Origin of the sequence: Arthrobacter sp. BPSS-3, from assembly GCF_044628475.1 — a bacterium.
In the GTDB taxonomy this organism is placed as follows: domain Bacteria; phylum Actinomycetota; class Actinomycetes; order Actinomycetales; family Micrococcaceae; genus Arthrobacter.
This window is the reverse complement of sequence record NZ_JBIMMV010000001.1, coordinates 228,894-246,902: the sequence shown is the minus strand read 5'-3', so window position 1 is coordinate 246,902 and position 18,009 is coordinate 228,894. Positions and strand designations below refer to the sequence as shown.

Here is an 18,009-nt window from a genome sequence, read left to right as displayed (position 1 = left end):
CCGTGGGCAACAATTCGTCATACGCGGACCTTAGGACGCGGCCACCGCGGCGTCGTAGCGGTCCAAGGCGATCCGGGCCAGGTCCGGGGAGGGCAGCAGCGGCGCGGTGACCAGGTCCGCCCCGGCCTTGGCGAGCTGGTTGTGGAAGAACCCGGGCGCCAGCAGGTAGGACGCGATCACCACCCGGCCACCGAGGTCGACGGCGCCGGCGGACGCCCCGGCCCCCGCTCCCCCGGCCGCCTCCTCGCGCAGCATTGCGACGGCTTCGGGAACCGACGGTTTCGCGGAGGCTCCGTAGGCGGCGACGATCCGGTTCGAGCGGAGGTCCCGGAGCTGACCCACCAGTTCTTCGACGTTGTCCGCGGCGGTGGGGTCCGAGGAGCCCGCCGCGGCGACAATCACGGCGTCGTTGTCCGTCACCCCCGCCTCCCGCAGCCGCCGGTCAAGCAGGGCGGCGAGGCGGGGATCCGGCCCCAGCGGCGCCGCCGCCACCGTGCCGGGGCGGCTGCCCACGGCGCGGGCGATGTCCACCTTGACGTGGTAGCCGATGCTGAGCAGCAGCGGCACGACGACGGCGCTCCGACCGGCGGGGAGCCCCGCGACGACGTCGGGCAGGACGGGCTCCTGGACGTCGACGTAGGCCTCAAGGACCTCCAGTCCGGGACGGAGGGCGGCGATGGCGGCGCGCAGGGCGTTGACTTCCGCGGCGCCGTCGGGGTTGGCGGTTCCGTGGGCGCAGGCGATCAGGAGGGGGCTATCCATAGCCGCTAGCGTAACCTTGGAGCCGCCCCTCCGCCCCGCCGAATAACCAGGACCGCCATGACCTTTTCCTTCAGCCTCGTCCTGGTGTGGTTGGACCTGGCCGGTGTCTTCTTCTTCGCGGTGTCCGGATCGCTGCTGGCGGCGCGGAAGGAATTCGACATTGTCGGCTCCCTGCTGCTGGCCTCGGTGGTGAGCCTGGGCGGCGGCGTCATCCGGGACATCATCATCAACAATGGCTCCCCGGCGGCGTTCACCAACCCCGCCTACCTCGCTCCCCCGCTGCTGGCGACCGTGCTGGTGTATTTCCTCTACTCAAGCGTCCAGCGGTTCACCTCCCTGCTGGTGCTCTTCGACGCCGGCGGCCTGGCCCTGTTCTGCATCACGGGCAGCCTGAAAGCCCTCGCCGCGGGGATGCACCCGGTGGCCGCGGTGCTGCTGGGTGTGACAACGGCGGTGGGCGGCGGCCTGCTGCGCGACATCACCGCCAACGAGGTACCGCAGCTATTCGACCCCGGCGACCTGTACGCCCTGCCCGCGTTCGCCGGCGCCGGACTGACGGTGGCGCTGTCCGTGACGGGCTCCTTCAACCCGGTCACCGGGCCGGTGGTGGCCGCCCTGGTTTTCGCGTTCCGGGTCACCGCGTGGCGGCGCCGCTGGCGGGTTCCACTGGCCGTGCGCGGCTGGCACCGGCTGGGCCTGGGCCGGGCGGGGAGAGGGCCCTCGGATTAGCTAGGATATGAAGCATGACTGACATGTTCCTCGAGAAGTTCCGCGCGCTTGTTCCGAAATATCTCGAAGACGAATGGCAGGAAGCGGACGGCCTGTCCGAGCAGGAGCTGGACGAGGCCCTGGCCGAGCACCAGTTCACCATCCCGCTGGTTCTCCGCGAGTTTTACCTGGCCCTCGGCGGCTGCGAGGACCTGATGGAGGCGTACCACTACTTCTGGGATCCCGAGGAACTCGAAGTCGACGACGAGGGCTTCCTGATGTTCCTCGAGGACGAGGAAGAGCAGTTCACCTGGGGCTTCCGCGTGGGCGACCTCAGCGTCCCGGACCCCATCGTGTACCGCCGCAACAACGCCCGCGGACAGTGGAAGAGCGAAGAGGGAACCTTCTCCGAGTTCGTCTTCGACATGTTCGAGTGGGCCTTCAACGACGACGACGAGGACTAGCCTCCCGCCGCCGGCGCTCCCCCCGGGGGCACTTCGGCTGCCAAACCTCCCCACCTTTGGCAGCCCCCGCCGGAGTGTCGCACCGCCACGCCGGTGTTGACGGCCAACTTCGGTCCAAACCCGGGGAATCTCAGCGGATGACGCGGCCGCGGAGCACCTGCCAGACCTCAGCGACCACCCGTTCTGGGTAGTAGACGACGTCCTGGTAGCCGTACCGGAGCACGACATAGCCGGACAGGCTGCTGGCATTATTGCGACGCCGGTCCTTGACCACCTGCCGGGGTTCCAGGTGGGTCTTGCCATCGATTTCTATGATCAGGAAGCCTTCCAGCAGGAAGTCGACGATCCCGATGCCCGGCAGGGCCACCTGCGTCTGCGTGAAGATTCCCTCGGCGCGAAACAGGAGCCGGGCCACGACTTCGACGGCGGAGTCCGCCGTTCCGTCTACCAGCTCCAGTACGGCACGGGCCACACCGTTGCGGTTGCCCGGCAGGCGTTGGCGAAGGTAGTCCGGGGTGGTCCGTCCCTGTCGCAGCGCACTTTCTACTATCACCGCGGCCTCGATCGGGGGACGGCAGCGCAGGGCATGCAGCAGGCAGTCGGTCACCCCGGCCAGAGGCAGCGGGAACTCCGCAGGAACAACGCTCCCCCGATGAATCACCACCCCGGTAGCCGAACCATGCCGGCACAGCAGATGCGGCCGGTCGGGCTCGTGCAGCCGCCACAGGCCGAGATGACCGGCCGCGGAGACGCAGGACAGCAGCCCATTGGCCATCACGGCGGCGGTCAGGTCGGGCGCGGCATCGGGAAGGGCCAGGACGCCGTGGCGCAGCCGGAGGATGTCCCCGGCCGCGACGGCGTTGCGGATCGCCCGCTCCGTGCACCCGCCGCGAAGCAGCGTCTGCGGCCTGGCCACGGAGCCGGCATACCTCAGGTAACCCACGACGTCCATGGCCACAGCAGACCGGATGGCAGGCGGACGTCGTAAGCCCCCGCATCCCCTATGTGGAAAAGACCGGGTTGGAGATGGCTCGTCCTCGGCTGCGGGTTTTCCCCGCCTTTGCGGACCGACGACGGCGGGTCGCCGCGGCTCGCTGGGCAGCCGACGCCGGGGTTGGGGAAAAGTGGGGAAACTCCGCCGGGGAGCCCGCCGCGAACCGTGACAGCCAATTTACAGAAACCCTAGACAGCTTGACAGATTTGTCATACGCTTATTCATGGGTTCACTAAATGCCTCCGGTGAATCTGATGCGAACGGAGAAATGGCCCCGGTTCCGCACAACGGACGACTCGAACGTTGTGAGGACCGGGGCCATTCCGCGTCCAAAGGGTTGCCGGTCCGGACAGGGGCCACGGCACCGCAAGGAACCTAGCTGCTGCGCTCCACCACGGCGTGCGCGAAGCTGGTCAGCGAATCCTTGACCACGCCCTCGGGAAGGGGCTCCAAGGCGGCGATCGCCTCGGCGGCCCACTCCCGCGCCACGGTCCAGGACTGGGCGGTGACAGGGTGCTCGCGCAGCCCGGCGACGGCGGCAGCCAGCGCCTCGTCGGAGCTCAGGTCCCCGTCGATCAGGGTCAGCAGGTCCACGGCGGACTGGTCGCCGTCGGCGGCGGCCTTGCGCAGCAGCAGCACGGGCAGCGTGGGCACGCCCTCGCGCAGGTCGGTGCCCGGAGACTTGCCGCTCTTGACCTTGACGCCGGTCACGTCGATCACGTCGTCGGCGAGCTGGAAGGCCACGCCCACCTTCTCGCCGTACTCGACCAGCAGGGCCTCGTAGGACTCGTCGGCCCCGGAGAAGATCGCCCCAAGCTGGCCCGAGGCCGCCACGAGGGAGCCGGTCTTGTCCGCGATCACGGACAGGTAGTGCTCCACGGGATCCTCGTCCGGCCGCGGCCCGACGGTCTCGTGCAGCTGGCCGAGGCACAGCCGTTCGAAGGTGCGGGCCTGGATGCCCAGGGCCCGGGAGCCCAGCTCGGAGACCAGGATCGAGGCGCGGGCGAAGATCAGGTCGCCGGTGAGGACGGCCACGGAGTTGCCCCAGACCTCGTGGGCGGTGGGGGCCCCGCGGCGGAACGGCGCGGAGTCCATTACGTCGTCGTGGTAAAGCGTGGCCAGGTGCGTCAGTTCGACAACGACGGCGGCCTGCACCACGGCGGGCCGCGAGGCGTCCCCCAGGTGCGCGCACAGCAGGGTGAGCAGCGGCCGGATGCGCTTGCCGCCGGCCTCCACCAGGTGACGGGAGGTCGCGTCAGCCAGCGGGTCGGAGTTGGCGATCGCCTCGCGCAGCTTCTTCTCCACGCGGGCGAGGTTGGTGGTGATCGCGGGGCCCAGTTCGGCGTCGCCGGCGATCGCCGCAAACCCTGCCGGAAGCTGCAGCCCGGTGGCGATGGCGGTGGTGTTCAGGTCGGGCTCGGAGCCCTGCAGGCCGTGCCCGGCGTGCGTCCAGCTTTGGTCTGCGGAGTTGGTCACGGGTTAACCCTAACTTTTTGTTGCGGAAACCGCGGATTCGGGGCCGGAACGGTGCCGGTATTGGACGTCGCCGGGACCAGGGCCTCCAGGACCCGGATCATCCGGTCCTCGATGCCCCTGGCGGAGGGGTCGGTCAGGTTGGCCATCAGCCGGACCACGAACTTCATCAACAGCGGCAGCGGCATGCCGGTCCGCAGCGCGAGCTTCATGACCGCCGGCTTGCCGATCACGGCGGCGAAGGCGCGGCCCAGGGTGAAGTGCGAGCCCCACTGGTCCCGGACGTAGCCGGCGTACCCGGACAGGTGCGCGTCGGCGTCGTTCCGGTCCCAGCCGGCCGCCGCGGACCGGGAGGCGGTGTCGATCAGGTACTCGGCGGCGAAGCGGGCGGACTCCATCGCATAGGAGATGCCCTCGCCGTTGAACGGGGAGACCATGCCGCCGGCGTCACCGAGCAGCAGCAGGCCGGGAGCGTAGTGCGGGGTGCGGTTGAAGCCCATGGGCAACGCAGCACCGCGGATCTCGCCCACCTGGTTCTCCGGAGTGAAGCCCCACTCCGGCGGCATCCCGGCGGTCCACTCGCGCAGGACCTGCTTGTAGTCGAGCTTGCCGAATTCCTTGGAAGAGTTCAGGATGCCCAGGCCCACGTTGGAGGTGCCGTCACCGACGCCGAAGATCCAGCCGTAGCCGGGCAGCAGCTTGCCGTCGGCGCCGGGCAGTTCCAGCCAGCCCTCCATCCAGTCGTCCTCGTGGCGGGGGCTGGTGAAGTAGGTGCGCACGGCCACGCCCAGCGGCCGGTCGTCGCGTTTGCGCAGGCCCAGGGACACGGCGGTGCGGGCGGAGTTGCCGTCGGCGGCGAGGACGACGTCGGCGGTGAAGTCCCGGGTCTCCCCCGTCTTGCGGCCGGCGTCATCGAGCAGCGCGGCACGGACGCCGGTGACCCGGCCGTCGTCGTCGCGGAGTGCTTCGGTGACGCTGTGGCGTTCGAGCACGACGGCGCCCGCGGACTGGGCGTGCCGGGCGAGCTCCTCGTCGAAGCCCAGCCGGGTCCGGATCAGGCCGTACTGCGGGAAGTCGGAGACCTCGGGCCAGGGCAGTTCGATGGTGCGGCCGCCCGCGATCAGCCGCAGGCCCTTGTTCCGCCGCCAGCCCTCGGTTTCGGGGTGCGGCAGGCCGAGCTTCTGGATTTCCCGCACCGCGCGGGGCGTGAGGCCGTCGCCGCAGACCTTCTCGCGCGGGAAGCTGGTCTTCTCCAGCACCGTAACCTCGAGGCCGGCCTGCGCCAGGTAGTACGCGGCGGTGGATCCAGCGGGACCCGCGCCGACGATCAGTACTTTCACGGCATCGCCGGGCTAGCGCCCGGGCCGGGCGATGTTGCGCCGCAGCTTCGCGACCGGGCCGGTGTGGTTGGCCAGGGCCTGCGCACCGGCGGCGGGGCCGTCCGCCGGACCGGCCGGCTTCTGCGCCCGGTGCACGGCAACGATGCCGCCACTGAGGTTGCGGTAGCTGACGGACTCCCAGCCGGCTTCCTGCAGCCAGGCGGCCAGGTGGTCCTGATCTGGCCAGGCGCGGATGGATTCGGCGAGGTAGACGTAGGCGTCCGGGTTGGAGGAGACCTTGACGGCGATCGCGGGCAGCGCGCGCATCAGGTACTCGGTGTACATGGTTCGCCAGAGCGGCACCACGGGCTGGGAGAACTCGGCGATGACCAGCCGGCCGCCGGGCTTGGTGACCCTGAGCATCTCGGCGAGGGCCTTCTTGGGCTCGTTGACGTTGCGCAGGCCGAAGGAGATGGTGCTCGCGTCGAAGGTGTTGTCGGCGAACGGCAGCCGGGTGGCGTCGCCGGCGATGAAGTCGATGTCCGGGCGGCGGCGTTTGCCCACCTTCAGCATGCCCAGGGAGAAGTCGCAGGCGACGACGTCGACGCCGGCGTCCGCGTACGGCTCGCTGGAGGTGCCGGTTCCCGCGGCCAGGTCCAGCACCCGCTGGCCGGCCTTCACATCCATGGCCTCGACGACGATCCGGCGCCAGCGCCGGGTCTGTCCCATCGACAGCACATCGTTGACGACGTCGTATTTAGGCGCGACGTCATCAAACATCGTGGCTACTTCGTCCGGACGCTTATCCAAGGATGCTCGGTTCACCCCGTCATTGTCTCAAAACTTCCACCCTCCCCCTAACCGCCGGACCGGGCAGAGGGCGGGACACGCGGGAGTAGTGTTGTCTCATCATGACGAGCGCGCCCGGCACCAGACATATCAGGACCCTGACAGTCCCCCTCGATGCTGATTCGTTCCCCGGGGGGCTGCCGTCATTTCTGGTCCGTGACGACGTGCTCTGCTGGACCCGCCGCGAGGCCGGACTGGTGGGCTTCGGCGAGGTGGACCGGTTCACGGCCACGGGCCCGGAGCGGTTCCTGGAGGCCGACATCTGGTGGCGCCACCTGGTCCTCGAGGCCGACGTTACCGACGCGGTGGAGTGCCCCGGCACCGGCCCGGCGGCCTTCGGATCCTTTGCCTTCTCCAAGGTTTCCGCGCACGAATCCCGGCTGATCATCCCAGAGATCGTGGTGGGGCTGCGCGACGGGACGGCCTGGCTGACCCAGATCACCGCCGACGACGTCGAACTCACCGAGGCAGGCGCGCGCGCCGCCCTGAACCGCTGGCTGGACACCGCTCCGGAGCAGGAGCCGCAGGGCGACCGCGAGGCCAAGCTCAGCACCGGGGCGCTCAGCGAGACGGACTGGATGGCCGCCGTCGCCGCCGGCGTCGCCGAAATCCGCACCGGCGCCCTGGAGAAGCTGGTGCTGGCCCGGGACATCGTGGCCACCCTGCCCGACGGCGTGCACGCGGCCGCCATACTCCGCGAACTGGCCGTCCGGTACCGCGAGTGCTGGACCTACGGCGTGGACGGACTGGTGGGCTCCACCCCGGAGATGCTGATCCAGGTGGAGGGCCGCACGGCCCAGGCCCGCGTTCTGGCAGGGACCCTGGACCGGCGGGACGCCGACGGCATCGAGGGCAGCCCGCTGGACTTCGCCGAGCGGGTCCTGGCCGGGTCCGAGAAGCAGCGCCACGAGCACGACATCGCCATTGCGTCGCTGACCACCCGGCTGGCGCCGTTCTCAGAGGCCATGAACGCCCACAGCGAGCCCTTCATCCTGGAACTGCCCAACGTCTGGCATCTCGCCTCCGACGTGAAGGCCGAGCTGACCGAGGTGGAGGGCCACGTCCCCACCTGCCTGGCGCTGATCAATGCCCTGCATCCCACCGCGGCCGTCTGCGGCACCCCCACCACGGTGGCCGGGGCGCTCATCCGCAAGCTCGAGCACCTGGACCGCGGCCCGTACGCCGGTCCGGTGGGCTGGCTGGACGCGGCCGGCAACGGCGAGTGGGGCATCGCCCTGCGCGGCGCGGTAGTCGAGGGCCCGGACACGGTCCGGCTATACGCCGGCTGCGGCGTGGTCGAGGGTTCGGTTCCGGAGATGGAGCTGGCCGAGACCTGGGCGAAGTTCCGGCCGATGCTGGAATCCCTCGGCATCGAGAGCTGAGCCCCGGCTCTCGACGCGCACGCGGGCGTGGCCGCTGGCGGCGGGAAGCCGGCGCACCGGCGCCGCCCACGGGAGTCCGGCCCACCGCCGTCGTACCCCTGGCTCACCCGGCGGCCGTCCGCCGCGACACCGAATCCGGGATCCCAGACATCTGCCCGGCGGTAATGGTTGCAAAAGCGTTCACTATAGTTATCCAATAGTGAAACTTAGTTTTCTGTGACGTACATCTCTTGTTCGGCGATACACTATGAACCGATTTAGTTCCCGGCTCCCCTGCAACAAAAGGTAAGAAAAAATGCAGATCTCCCGTTCGCTCCTGAGCGCCTCCACGCTCAAGGCCGCCACCGTCCTTGCCGTCGGTGCTCTGGCACTGTCCGCCTGCACCAACGCCTCCGAGACCGGGTCCGGCGCCGGCAGCCCCGCAGCCTCCGGCGCGACGAAGGCCAGCTTCGACCCCACGACCGTGCAGAAGGACGATTCCCTGGCCGCCATGGTCCCCGCGGCCATCAAGTCCAAGGGCACCCTGACCATCGGCGCCGACACCAGCTACGCCCCGGCCGAATTCCTCGGCCCGGACGGCCAGACCCCGGTGGGCTACGACGTCGACATCGCCAAGGCGATCGGCGCGACCCTGGGCCTCAAGGTCCAGGTCCAGACCGCGGAATTCACCGGCATCCTCCCGGCGCTCGGCCCGAAGTACGACCTGGGCATCTCCTCCTTCACCATCAACAAGGAGCGCCTCGGCGCGGTGAACATGGTCAGCTACTTCAACGCCGGCACCGCCTGGGCAGTGAAGAAGGGCAACCCGAAGAGCTTCTCGCTCGATGACGTCTGCGGCAAGGCCATCGGCGTCCAGACCGGCACCGTGCAGGAAGACCCGGACCTCGCCGACCGCAACAAGAAGTGCACCGCCGAGGGCAAGAAGCCGATCGAAATCGTGACGCTGAAGAACCAGACCGACGTCACCACCCGCCTGGTCAACGGCAGCATCGACGCGATGGCCGCCGATTCCCCGATCATCGGCTACGCCCTCACCCAGACCAACGGCCAGCTCGAGAAGCTCGGCGACGTCTACGACGCCGCTCCGCAGGGCATCGCCGTCGCCAAGTCGGACACGGCCCTCGCGGACCTCGTCCAGAAGACCATGACCAAGCTGATCGCTGACGGGTCCTACAAGAAGATCCTCGAGGGCTGGGGCAACGCCGAAGGCGCCATCACCAAGTCCGAGCTCAACCCGGCGGCGTCGTCTTGAGCCTAACCGGCCACTCGGATGCTGCAATGAAGGACCGGAATGAGGAAGCACCGGTACTGAACAAGTCGGTACCGGTGCGCCACCCCGGCCGCTGGATCAGCGCCATCATCATCGGTGGCGCCCTGATCCTGCTGCTGCAGAGCCTCGTGACCAACCCCAACTTCCGCTGGGACGTCGTCGCCACCTACATCCTGGACGTCAAGGTGGTCCAGGGCGTGGGCTGGACCCTGCTCCTGACCGTCACCTCGATGGTCCTGGCGATTGTCCTGGCCATCCTGTTGGCGGTCATGCGGCAGTCCGACAACCCGGTGCTGCGCTACACCAGCTGGCTCTGGGTCTGGTTCTTCCGCGGCACCCCGGTCTACACCCAGCTGGTGTTCTGGGGCCTGGTCACCGTGCTCTACCCGGCCATCACCCTGGGCATCCCGTTCGGTCCGGAGCTGTTCAGCTACGCGCTCTCGGATCCCAGCAAGGGCCTGATCCCCGCGATCCTGGGCCTGGGCCTGAACGAGTCCGCGTACCTGGCCGAGATCTTCCGGGCCGGCCTGAAGTCCGTGGACCGGGGCCAGACCGAGGCCGCCGAGGCGCTCGGCATGTCCAAGGGCAAGATTATGTGGCGGATCATCCTGCCGCAGGCCATGCGGATCATCGTCCCGCCCACGGGCAACGAGACCATCGGCATGCTCAAGACCACCTCTCTGGTCCTGGCCGTGCCGTTCACCCTGGACCTGACCTTCGCCACCAACGCCCTGGCCAACCGGATCTACCTGCCGATCCCGCTGCTGATCGTCGCGGCGTTCTGGTACCTGCTGGTCACCAGCATCCTGATGGTGGGCCAGCACTACCTTGAGGCGTACTACGGCAAGGGCGTGGACAACCTGGCGCCCGCCGCGGTGAACCCCGCCGCCGCCAAGGCCGCCGCCGCCGGCACCCCCGGCGCCGACGCCCAGCGGTCACTGAAAACGGACTTCCCCGAGGAGAGTGCCCGATGACGGCCATCGCCGAGAAGCCACTGGTCGAAATCCAGGGGCTGCACAAGTACTACGGCCACCACCATGTGCTGCGCGGCATCGACCTGACCGTCAACCAGGGCGAGGTCTCCGTGGTGATCGGTCCGTCCGGCTCCGGCAAGTCCACCATGCTCCGCTGCGTGAACCTGCTGGAAACCATCAGCGCCGGCAGGATCTCGGTCGGCGGATCGCTGATCGGCTACCGCGAGGTCAACGGCCGCCTGCACGACCTCAAGGCCAAGGAGATCGCCGCCCAGCGCCGCGAGATCGGCATGGTCTTCCAGCGCTTCAACCTGTTTCCACACAAGACCGCGCTGCAGAACGTGATGGAGGCTCCGGTCCAGGTCAAGGGCCAGCCGAAGGACGTCGCCAAGAAGCGGGCGCTGGAGTTGCTGGACCGCGTAGGCCTGGCCGACAGGTCCGGGCACTACCCCTCGCAGCTCTCCGGCGGCCAGCAGCAGCGTGTGGCGATCGCCCGGGCGCTGGCCATGGATCCGGAGCTGATGCTCTTCGACGAGCCCACCTCGGCACTGGACCCCGAACTGGTGGGCGACGTGCTGAACGTGATGAAGGACCTCGCCAAGTCCGGCATGACCATGATCGTGGTAACCCACGAGATCGGTTTCGCCCGGGAGGTCGGTGACCGGCTGACGTTCATGGACGGCGGCGTCGTCGTCGAATCCGGTGACCCGCGCGAGGTGCTGTCCAACCCGCAGCACGCCCGCACCAAGGAGTTCCTGAGCCGGGTGCTCTAGGGCCTGGACGCGATTTCGCGCCGAAAAAGGACAGCCGCCCCGTGGATCCACGTGGCGGCTGTCCTTTTTCGTAGCGGAAACCGACTGCCGCAGCGGAATCCGCGGGCGGCGCGGAGCTACCGGCCGAGGGTGCCTGCGACGGCGGCGGCCACCGCGGTGCGGATGCTGCCGTGCAGGGCCCGCAGACGCCGCCGGTCGGTCCGGACCTCGATGATGCTGCGGCCTTCCACCGGTTCGGCCAGGGCCGCGGCGAGCTCCGCCGTCGTGGTCACGGCCCGGTGCGGCACGCCGTAGGCCATGGCGAGGGCGGACAGATCCACGGTGTGCGGGGTGCCGAAGAGGCGTTCGACGGCGGTGCCGTAGCGGCCGGACTGGTCGATTCCGCCGTGTTCCAGCAGCCCGAAGATCGCGCCGCCGGCGTCGTTGAGGACCACGATCCGCAGCGCCGGGTCCGTCTCCCCCGCCCCGAGGAACAGGCCCCCGGCGTCGTGCAGGAACGTCACGTCGCCCAGCAGGACGGTGGTTTCCTGCCGCCCGCCGACCGCGACGCCGGTGGCGGTGGCCAGGGTGCCGTCGATCCCGGCGAGGCCGCGGTTGGCGAAGACGGTGGCCCGCGGTTCCTGCGGCGGGACACCGGCCAGGTCCACGTCGCGGATGCCGTTGGAGGAGCCCAGCACCAGCTGCCCGGAGGCGTGCTCCCAGACCTGGGCGCCGACGGCGGGACCGGTGGCCTCGGCCGTGCCGGCGAGAACGGAGTCCAGGGCGTGCTGTGCGGCGGCCCCGGCCAGCACCCAGGCGTCCAGCCAGGCGGCGGGTCCGCGGCCGGCGAACTCGGCCAGGTCCGCGAGGGTTTCCAACGGCAGCTCGGTCCGGCGGCCGGGTTCGTACCAGGCCACCGGCACCGGCTGGTAGAGGGCGGAGGGGACGTCGGCGCGGGCCAGCAACGCCGAGACCGGCCGGGACAGGGTGGGCCGGCCGAAGAGGACCACCCGTTCGATGGGCTGGGCCGCGTCCGGGCCGAAGTGCTCCAGCAAGAGCCGGTAGGGGCCAACGGCGTTGGGACCGAACCGGGCGTTGGAGGACGGTTCAGCCAGCAGCGGCAGTCCGTGGGCTCGGGCGAACGCCTCGGCGACGGGGCCGGCGTCGTGCCCGGCGAGGACCACGGTGCGCCGCTCCGGCAGGGCGGCGTCGGCGGCGGGGAAGTCCAGCGCGAGCGGGGTCCGCGGGACGTGGTGGACCCGGCGGGCGGCGGGGTCGCCCATGCTTTCCCCCTCGGCGGGGACCAGCGGGTCCCGGAAGGCCAGGTTCAGCTGCACGGGGCCGGGCGGGATGTCCTCGAAGGCTCCGGTGGCGGCGCTGAGCGCGGTCTCCACCGCGCGGACCGGGTTGTCCCCGGCGGCCACGTCCACGGCGAAGCGGACGTGCTCGCCGAACAGGTCAGGCTGGATGGTGGTCTGGTTCGCGCCGGTGCCGCGCAGTTCGTCGGGCCGGTCGGCGGAGAGGACCACCAGTGGCACGGCGGCGTGGTTGGCCTCCATCACGGCCGGCAGCAGGTTGCCGACGGCGGTCCCTGAGGTGGTGAGGACGGCGGCGGGGGCGCCGGTGGCGAGGGCCAGGCCCAGGGCGGTGAAGCCTGCGTCGCGTTCGTCGATCCGGACCAGCAGCTCCACCCGGCCGGCGGTGTCCGCCTCGGCCAGCGCGTACGCCATGGGCGCGGACCGGGAGCCGGGAGCGACAACGACGTAGCGGACGCCGGTCCCGAGCAGGGCGGCAACGGCCATCCGCGCGCTCTCGACGGCGCCCAGTCCCCCGCCCTGGCTCACATGTTCTCCGGCGTCTCGATGCCCAGCAGGTCCAGGCCCGCGCTCAGCCGGCGCAGCACCAGCCCGCAGAGGGCCAGCCGGGATTCCCGCACGCTGTCCTCGGCCTTGAGCACCGGGCACTGGTCGTAGAAGGAGGTGAACAGCTGCGCGAGCTCGAACAGGTAGGCGCAGAGCCGGTGCGGTTCGAGCAGCTCGGCGACCTTCCGCAGCGTGGCGTCGTACTCGAGCAGGTGCAGGGCCAGGGCGCGTTCGGCCGGCTCGACGACGGCGATGGTCGCCGCCGGCACGGTCACGGCCGCGGCCTCGTGCTGCTCCAATGCCCCGGCCTTGCGGAGGATGGAGCGGATCCGGGCGGCGGCGTACTGGACGTAGGGGCCGGTGTTCCCGCTGAGGGCCAGCATCCGGTCGAAGTCGAAGACGTACTCGGTGTCGTGGCCGGTGGAGAGGTCGGCGTACTTGACCGCCCCGATGCCCACCTGACGGGCGGTGACGGCGCGCTCCTCATCGCTGAGCTCGGGCCGGTTGGCGTCGATGACGGCGCGGGCCCGGTCCACGGCTTCCTGCAGCAGCGCCATCAGCTTGACCGGGTTACCGGCGCGGGACTTGAGGATCTTGCCGTCCTCGCCCAGGACGTTGCCGATCTGGACGTGGGTGGCTTCGACGGTGTCCGGCAGCCAGCCGGCGTCGCGCGCGGTGGCCATGACCATGCGCAGGTGCACGTTCTGCGGGGCGCCGACGACGTAGAGCACCCGGTCCGCCTGCAGCTCGCGGACGCGGTAGCGAATGGTGGCCAGGTCGGTGGTGCCGTAACCGTACCCGCCGTCGGACTTGCGGATGATCAGCGGCAGCGGATCGCCCTCGCGGCCGGTGAAGCCGGCCGGGAAGGTGCAGAGCGCGCCCTCGCTGATCCGGGCGATGCCGCGTTCCTCGAGCTCCTGGCACAGCTGTGCCAGATGCGCGTCGTAGGAGCTCTCGCCGGCGATGTGGTCGTCGGTGAGGCTGATGCCCAGCATGGCGTAGATGGCGTTGAAGTAGCGCTTGGACTGGGCCACCAGTCGTTCCCAGACGGCGAACGTTTCCGGGTCCCCGCCCTGCAGGGCCACCACGCGGAGGCGGGCACGGGTGGCGAAGCCGTCCGGTTCCTCGGTGGACGCGTCGAATTTGGCACGCGCGGCCTGGTAGAAGGCGCTGGGGTCATCGACCAGCAGGGCGGCTTCGGGGGAATCCTCGCCCACCTCCAGCCAGTGCTCGATCAGCATGCCGAACGGGGTGCCCCAGTCGCCGATGTGGTTCTGGCGGATCACGGTGTGGCCGAGGGCCTCCATGACCCGGACCAGGCTGTCGCCCACCACGGTGGTACGGAGGTGGCCGACGTGCATTTCCTTGGCGACGTTCGGGGAGGAGTAGTCGACGACGACGCGGTGCAGCGGACCGTGCCCGTCGCCCCCGGCGGCCTGCGCGGTGGGGGCGTTGAGCAGCTCCTCGATCCAGGTTCCGTCGAAGGTGAGGTTGATGAAGCCGGGGCCGGAGATCTCGACCAGGCTGCAGACCCCGTCCAGGTCCAGCGCCTCGACGATCCGGGCGGCGGCGTCCCGGGGCGGCAGTCCGACCTTGCGGGCCAGGGCCAGGGCGGCGTTGATCTGGATGTCCGCGAACTGCGAGGGGCGGATCACCGGGTCCGTTCCGCGGAACTCGTCGCCGAACGCGGTGGCAATCGCTGCCTGGACTCTGGGGACAACCATTTCGGCCGGATTATTCACACTGTTCAAATTATCAGTTCCGCCCCGCGCCAGACGCTCCCTCATATCCCGCCACTTCACCACCAACGCTCCCTCACATCCGGACCCGCGGGAACCGGACGTGAGGGAGCGTCCACCGGAATAGAGCCGGACGTGAGGGAGCGTCGGCAGTGGCGGAGGGGCTAGTTGCCGCCGCGGAAAACCTGGACCACCGACGGGCGGGGAATCCGGGCCTGGCCGGGCTTCGGCGCCGCGCCGGCCGGCACGTAGTCCGGGAAGGCGGAGTGTTGGTCCGCGAAGGTGCCTTCCTCGCCCGGGTGCTGGACGGCGACGAAGACGCGGCGTTCGTCGTCGTGGATGACCGGCCCGCAGGTCTCGGCGTCCCGGGGCACCGCGAGGAATTGCTCCACCCGGCCGCGCTCGGGGCCGTCGAGGGTGACCTTGAACAGGCCGTCGGCGTAGCCGGTGCTGGAGGGGGCGCCGTCGGTGGAGATCCACAGGTTGCCGACCGAGTCGAAGGCCACGTTGTCCGGGCAGGAGATCGGTGAGACCTGGCTGGCCGGGAAGCCGGCGAAGTAGGCGGACGGGTTCTTGGCGGGATCGCCGCAGACCATCAGCAGGTTCCACGTGAAGGTGGTCGAGGCCTGGTCCCCGGTCTCGGAGATCTCGACGATATGGCCGTCCCGGTTGATGGCGCGGGGGTTGACCTCGGTGGGGCCTTCCTTGCCGGCCTTTCCGCGGTCCGTGTTGTTCGTGCAGACCACGTAGACCTTGCCCGTGTGCAGGCTCGGCTGGACATCCTCGCAGCGGTCCATTTTCGTGGGGCCCACCTTGTCCGCGGCGAGCCGAGTGTAGACGAGGACCTCTTCCACGCTCATCCCGGGGACCTTGGACTGGCCGCCCACCACCAGCGGCAGCCATTCACCGGCCCCGTCGAAGGCGCCGTCGGCCGGCAGGGCACCGGAGCCGTCGATCTCCGCCGCGGGCGAGTCGCCGGAGAACCGGGCGACGTAGAGGTCACCCTCGGTCAGCAGGGTCATGTTGTGTGCCCGGTCCCCCTCGCGGTAGGTGTCCCGGGAGACGAACTTGTACAGGTAGTCGAAGCGTTCGTCGTCGCCCATGTAGGCGACGACGTGGCCGGAGGCGGCGACGATGACGTTGGCCCCTTCGTGCTTGAAGCGGCCCATCGCGGAGTGCTTGCGCGGCGTCGACGTCGGGTCCAGCGGGTCCACCTCGACGATCCAGCCGAAGCGGTTGGCCTCGTTCCCGAACCCGGGGTTGCGGGTGTCGAAGCGCGGGTCGTCAAGCTCCCACTGGCGGGCCGTGGGCTTGTTGGTCAGGCCGTAGCGCCTGTCCGCCGCGGACGTTCCCGCGGCGACGAAGTAGCCGTTGAAGTTCTCCTCGCCGGAGAGGATGGTCCCCCACGGGGTGGTGCCGCCGGAGCAGTTGCCCAGGGTTCCCCTGATGGTCCGGCCGGCGGGGTCGGCGGCGGTGCGGACCAGGGCGGAGCCGGCGGCGGGACCGGTCAATGCGTACGCCGTGTCGGTCAGGAAGCGGCGGTTCCGGGGCGCGCCCTTGACGTAGGTCCAGGGTTTCGTGGTGTTCTGGCGCTCGAGTTCGACGACGGTGAGGCCGTGGGCGGCGCGGCCGATCGCGCGGGCCTCGGCGGGGTCGAAACCGGCGGGGAGCATGATGTTTTCGTTGGTGTACTCGTGGTTGGTGAAGAGCACGGCCCGGCGGTTCTTGGCGTCGATGGGCAGGATGTCCGTGTAGTCGTTGTTGTAGCCAAACTGGCGGGCCTGCGCCGCGGCACTTTGGTGGTCCACGTCGAAGTCCGGCGCGTCGGCGAAGAGCGGATCACCCCACCGGATCACCGGCTGCCAGGTGAACCCCGCGGGGACGGTGAGGGAATCGACGGCGGCGTCCACCGGGGCGATGGCGGTGAATTGGAGTTTCGAGGGGCCGAAGCCTGCCTTCGCGGCGGCGGCCAGACCGGCACCCTTGCCCTCCGTGCCGGTGATGGCGGCGTTGCCGAAGACGACGGCGAGCGCGCCCGCGGCCCCGAGCCCGAGGGCCGAGCGGCGGGAGAGGGTGGCTGAGGCGATGTCGCGGAAGTAGCCGTTGGAGCTGGTGTTGCAGATTTCGCCGGAGCACGCGTTGTCGCACTTCAGGGCGCAGGTGACGGGGCTTCGCTTGCCCTTGGTGTGGCCGAGCATCGGCAGCAGCGGGAAGGGGCGTCCGGGACGTTCAGGCATGGCGGACCTTTCGAGAGGGTGTGGGGTGCGGTACCGCCCACCCTGTCACCGGGACGCGACGTCCCGGCGGCCCGGCAGTGAAATTCCGGTGAACTTCCCCAATGAAACCTGGGAGCCTACCGAATGCTCGGAGCCTACCGGGCGCGGGTCAATTCCCCGTGCACCCGGCGGAGGCGGGCCAGCCACCAGTCGCGGCGCTCCGGGGACGCCGCGTGCTCCTCCAGCAGGGCCGGGTCCGCGGCCATGTCGCGGAGGGCGATCGCGCCGTCGTCGGGCACCAGAGAGTCCGTCGTGATGTCGGCGGCCAGCAGCGACACGGTGCCCAGGCCGCACGCGTAGGGAAGCTCCGGAAGGCTGGCGGCGAGCGCCAGGCCCGCGCGGATGCCTACGGAGGTATCCAGGGCGGAGCTGACGACGGCGGGGAGCCCCGCGGCGGCGACGATCTCGAGGGCGCGGCGCACTCCCCCGAGCGGGGCCACCTTCACCACGATCAGGTCCGCGGCACCGGCCCGGGCAACCTTGAGCGGGTCCTCTTCCTTCCGCACGCTCTCGTCGGCGGCGATCGGCACCGGCACGCCCGCGGCCCTGAGCCGGCGGCGCACCTCGGCGAGGCCGGCAATATCGGGGACGGGCTGCTCGGCGTATTCGAGGCCGACGCCGGCGAGCCGGGTCAGTGCGGCCACGGCGGAGTCGACGTTCCAGCCGCCGTTGGCGTCGACCCGGACCGCGGCCTCCGGCAGGGCGTCCCGCACCGCGGCGACCCGGGCGGCGTCGTCCTCGAGCGTCTGCCCGGCCTCCGCGACCTTGATCTTGACGACGTCCACGCGGCCGAAGCGGGCCAGGATCTCCGGGACCCGCGCCGCGGGGATGGCCGGGACCGTGGCATTGACCGGGATGCTGGTCCGCAGCGGCTCCGGGAAGCCGTGCCAGCCGGCTTCGATGGCGGCGGCGAGCCAGCGGGAGGACTCGGCGTCGCCGTACTCCGGGAACGGGGAAAACTCGGCCCAGCCGGCCGGGCCGTTGAGAAGCAAGGCCTCACGGGTGGTGATCCCCCGGAACTTCACCCGCATGGGCAGGCTGACCACCCGGGCCGCGGCGAGGAGTTCGTCGAACCCGCCGGGGTTGAGCGGGAGCGGGGCGGGGTCCGGGGCGCTGGAGGGCATGGCTGTACTCTACCGGCGGGCACCACCCCGGGCCGTGCGTCACCGGGCACCTCCGCTCATC

15 protein-coding genes are annotated in these 18,009 nt (G+C 70.2%); 6 read left to right on the top strand and 9 right to left on the bottom strand.

Features of this window, described 5'->3' with window-relative positions; all coding sequences use genetic code 11:
• Positions 1-30 precede the first annotated feature (30 nt).
• The gene (locus tag ACFVY3_RS01195; protein ID WP_364133615.1) at positions 31-762 is read right to left on the bottom strand and encodes a CbiX/SirB N-terminal domain-containing protein; all 732 of its coding nucleotides are present in this window, start codon (positions 760-762) and stop codon (positions 31-33) included.
• 57 nt (positions 763-819) lie between these two features.
• Here ACFVY3_RS01195 and ACFVY3_RS01190 point away from each other — a divergent pair, with 57 nt between their 5' ends.
• Together ACFVY3_RS01190 and ACFVY3_RS01185 are read left to right on the top strand one after the other, a co-directional pair.
• Positions 820-1,491: a trimeric intracellular cation channel family protein gene (locus tag ACFVY3_RS01190; protein ID WP_290256051.1), complete on the top strand. Its 672-nt coding sequence runs from the start codon at positions 820-822 to the stop codon at positions 1,489-1,491.
• A 14-nt stretch (positions 1,492-1,505) separates the two neighbouring features.
• Positions 1,506-1,934 (top strand): hypothetical protein, encoded by a 429-nt coding sequence (locus tag ACFVY3_RS01185; RefSeq protein WP_290256052.1) that lies wholly within the window; start codon positions 1,506-1,508, stop codon positions 1,932-1,934.
• Positions 1,935-2,064: 130 nt separating this feature from the next.
• On the opposite strand, the gene ACFVY3_RS01180 is transcribed toward ACFVY3_RS01185, so the two are convergent.
• The 4 genes from ACFVY3_RS01180 to ACFVY3_RS01165 all read right to left on the bottom strand — a co-directional run bounded on the left by ACFVY3_RS01180 (position 2,065) and on the right by ACFVY3_RS01165 (position 6,545).
• On the bottom strand, positions 2,065-2,886 hold the full coding sequence (locus ACFVY3_RS01180) for an endonuclease domain-containing protein (protein ID WP_400158488.1): 822 nt from the start codon (positions 2,884-2,886) through the stop codon (positions 2,065-2,067).
• A 417-nt stretch (positions 2,887-3,303) separates the two neighbouring features.
• On the bottom strand, positions 3,304-4,404 hold the full coding sequence (locus ACFVY3_RS01175; protein ID WP_377973265.1) for a polyprenyl synthetase family protein: 1,101 nt from the start codon (positions 4,402-4,404) through the stop codon (positions 3,304-3,306).
• Entirely contained in the window at positions 4,401-5,741 is a 1,341-nt protein-coding gene (locus ACFVY3_RS01170) for a geranylgeranyl reductase family protein (protein WP_364133625.1), read from the bottom strand. The genes ACFVY3_RS01175 and ACFVY3_RS01170 overlap by 4 nt, the downstream gene beginning before the upstream one ends.
• 12 nt (positions 5,742-5,753) lie before the next feature.
• Positions 5,754-6,545: a demethylmenaquinone methyltransferase gene (locus ACFVY3_RS01165; protein WP_364133627.1), complete on the bottom strand. Its 792-nt coding sequence runs from the start codon at positions 6,543-6,545 to the stop codon at positions 5,754-5,756.
• Positions 6,546-6,631: 86 nt separating this feature from the next.
• Here ACFVY3_RS01165 and ACFVY3_RS01160 point away from each other — a divergent pair, with 86 nt between their 5' ends.
• The 4 genes from ACFVY3_RS01160 (at position 6,632) to ACFVY3_RS01145 (ending at position 10,968) form a co-directional block, all read left to right on the top strand.
• Positions 6,632-7,951, top strand: coding sequence for an isochorismate synthase MenF (locus ACFVY3_RS01160; protein WP_400158487.1), 1,320 nt, complete (start codon positions 6,632-6,634; stop codon positions 7,949-7,951).
• A 295-nt stretch (positions 7,952-8,246) separates the two neighbouring features.
• Positions 8,247-9,203, top strand: a complete 957-nt coding sequence (locus ACFVY3_RS01155) for an ABC transporter substrate-binding protein (protein ID WP_290256058.1) — start codon at positions 8,247-8,249, stop codon at positions 9,201-9,203.
• Positions 9,204-9,229: 26 nt separating this feature from the next.
• Positions 9,230-10,195 carry an amino acid ABC transporter permease gene (locus tag ACFVY3_RS01150; RefSeq protein ID WP_364133635.1) on the top strand — a complete coding sequence of 322 codons (966 nt, stop codon included), beginning with the start codon at positions 9,230-9,232 and terminating at the stop codon, positions 10,193-10,195.
• Positions 10,192-10,968: an amino acid ABC transporter ATP-binding protein gene (locus tag ACFVY3_RS01145; protein WP_290256060.1), complete on the top strand. Its 777-nt coding sequence runs from the start codon at positions 10,192-10,194 to the stop codon at positions 10,966-10,968. The genes ACFVY3_RS01150 and ACFVY3_RS01145 overlap by 4 nt, the downstream gene beginning before the upstream one ends.
• 116 nt (positions 10,969-11,084) lie before the next feature.
• Here ACFVY3_RS01145 and menD read toward each other — a convergent pair whose 3' ends face one another.
• From menD to ACFVY3_RS01125, 4 genes are all read right to left on the bottom strand, one after another.
• Positions 11,085-12,749, bottom strand: coding sequence for a 2-succinyl-5-enolpyruvyl-6-hydroxy-3-cyclohexene-1-carboxylic-acid synthase (gene menD / locus ACFVY3_RS01140; RefSeq protein ID WP_400158701.1), 1,665 nt, complete (start codon positions 12,747-12,749; stop codon positions 11,085-11,087).
• 38 nt (positions 12,750-12,787) lie between these two features.
• A complete protein-coding gene (gene argS / locus ACFVY3_RS01135; protein WP_400158486.1) occupies positions 12,788-14,533 on the bottom strand; it encodes an arginine--tRNA ligase in 1,746 nt (581 codons plus the stop codon).
• Positions 14,534-14,712: 179 nt separating this feature from the next.
• Positions 14,713-16,785 (bottom strand): PhoX family protein, encoded by a 2,073-nt coding sequence (locus ACFVY3_RS01130; protein ID WP_400158485.1) that lies wholly within the window; start codon positions 16,783-16,785, stop codon positions 14,713-14,715.
• A 134-nt stretch (positions 16,786-16,919) separates the two neighbouring features.
• Positions 16,920-17,948: an o-succinylbenzoate synthase gene (locus ACFVY3_RS01125; RefSeq protein WP_400158484.1), complete on the bottom strand. Its 1,029-nt coding sequence runs from the start codon at positions 17,946-17,948 to the stop codon at positions 16,920-16,922.
• Positions 17,949-18,009 lie beyond the last annotated feature (61 nt).

What these genes read in the sequence shown, in the direction of transcription:
- ACFVY3_RS01195 (WP_364133615.1), bottom strand. Translation starts at nt 762, where the DNA reads ATGGATAGCCCCCTCCTGATCGCCTGCGCCCACGGAACCGCCAACCCC.
- ACFVY3_RS01190 (WP_290256051.1), top strand. Translation starts at nt 820, where the DNA reads ATGACCTTTTCCTTCAGCCTCGTCCTGGTGTGGTTGGACCTGGCCGGT.
- ACFVY3_RS01185 (WP_290256052.1), top strand. Translation starts at nt 1,506, where the DNA reads ATGACTGACATGTTCCTCGAGAAGTTCCGCGCGCTTGTTCCGAAATAT.
- ACFVY3_RS01180 (WP_400158488.1), bottom strand. Translation starts at nt 2,886, where the DNA reads ATGGACGTCGTGGGTTACCTGAGGTATGCCGGCTCCGTGGCCAGGCCG.
- ACFVY3_RS01160 (WP_400158487.1), top strand. Translation starts at nt 6,632, where the DNA reads ATGACGAGCGCGCCCGGCACCAGACATATCAGGACCCTGACAGTCCCC.
- ACFVY3_RS01155 (WP_290256058.1), top strand. Translation starts at nt 8,247, where the DNA reads ATGCAGATCTCCCGTTCGCTCCTGAGCGCCTCCACGCTCAAGGCCGCC.
- ACFVY3_RS01150 (WP_364133635.1), top strand. Translation starts at nt 9,230, where the DNA reads ATGAAGGACCGGAATGAGGAAGCACCGGTACTGAACAAGTCGGTACCG.
- ACFVY3_RS01145 (WP_290256060.1), top strand. Translation starts at nt 10,192, where the DNA reads ATGACGGCCATCGCCGAGAAGCCACTGGTCGAAATCCAGGGGCTGCAC.
- menD (WP_400158701.1), bottom strand. Translation starts at nt 12,749, where the DNA reads ATGGCCGTTGCCGCCCTGCTCGGGACCGGCGTCCGCTACGTCGTTGTC.
- argS (WP_400158486.1), bottom strand. Translation starts at nt 14,533, where the DNA reads ATGGTTGTCCCCAGAGTCCAGGCAGCGATTGCCACCGCGTTCGGCGAC.
- ACFVY3_RS01130 (WP_400158485.1), bottom strand. Translation starts at nt 16,785, where the DNA reads ATGCCTGAACGTCCCGGACGCCCCTTCCCGCTGCTGCCGATGCTCGGC.
- ACFVY3_RS01125 (WP_400158484.1), bottom strand. Translation starts at nt 17,948, where the DNA reads ATGCCCTCCAGCGCCCCGGACCCCGCCCCGCTCCCGCTCAACCCCGGC.